The 845-nt window shown below is 29.0% G+C and carries 2 protein-coding genes; both read left to right on the top strand.

Annotated elements, in window-relative coordinates; translation table 11 throughout:
* The coding region (locus tag BCT49_RS25670; RefSeq protein WP_157938605.1) for a hypothetical protein at positions 1-503 on the top strand (503 nt) is incomplete at its 5' end.
* On the top strand, positions 497-625 hold the full coding sequence (locus BCT49_RS26265; RefSeq protein ID WP_277869408.1) for a hypothetical protein: 129 nt from the start codon (positions 497-499) through the stop codon (positions 623-625). The genes BCT49_RS25670 and BCT49_RS26265, both read left to right, overlap by 7 nt.
* Positions 626-845 lie beyond the last annotated feature (220 nt).

Raw genomic sequence — 845 nt, 5'->3', positions numbered from 1 at the left:
AATTACGCAACAAAGCCCTTGATAATGACAAAAATAACTTTGTTTTTAAACAATTTGTGAATGGTCAAATGGTCTGTAAGTCAGATAGTAAAAGTCTTGATTTAATGACAAAAGAGCAAGTTAAAAACGGCTGGCAATCAGTTCAAGTAAGTTCAAATAATAAAGAGTATATTAAGAATAAAATTAAATACTGGTATAAGCATAAAAAAACAGCTTCAATCACTGACATTTCACTTTCTGAAAAAAGTAGTTTTGAAGGTTTAACGCTTAACGAGCTTAAAGAAGCTCTTGGAGATCGCAAGCTTAACGATTTTGAAATTCAACACGTTAAAAACTATTTTCTTTCTGATCAAGTTTCATCTCAAGAACTCAAAGAAAATTTTGGTATGTCGTTAGAAAAGTCTTGTAGCTTCGAAGCTTCAAACGATCCAGTTTTAAATCCGAACGAGCCAGAACCAACAAACAAAAAGCCACGTAAGAAAAGGAATTTGAAATTATGGTAGAAACAAGATTATTTGATTATGAGAAAGAAGAAAAAAGAGCAATTGAAGAACTTAAAAGAGAAATTGAAAGTATTCAATCAAAACAAAAAAACGAAGAGCCAAAACCAAAAAACACAACTTAAGAGTTGTGTTTTTTTGATTACTTAGTTTTATGTTTACTTGTTACAAAGTCATTTTATTTCTAAAACGTCAATCCTTGAAGATTTATTAAGTAATCTTGAATTATTTATTTCTTGAAGTCAATATGTATTTTAAATCTAATCTACTTTATTTATATCTATGCGTTGAATCAAGCATTTCTTCACAGATTTTAATATCTCTACGGCTTTGTTGCGTAATTCA

The organism is Vibrio lentus (assembly GCF_002875945.1).
Classification (GTDB): domain Bacteria; phylum Pseudomonadota; class Gammaproteobacteria; order Enterobacterales; family Vibrionaceae; genus Vibrio; species Vibrio apostichopi.
The sequence above is the reverse complement of the archived record's forward strand: the minus strand, read 5'-3'. Positions and strand labels throughout refer to the sequence as shown.

Coding starts and splice junctions, on each gene's coding strand:
- BCT49_RS26265 (WP_277869408.1), top strand. CDS start 497: ATGGTAGAAACAAGATTATTTGATTATGAGAAAGAAGAAAAAAGAGCA.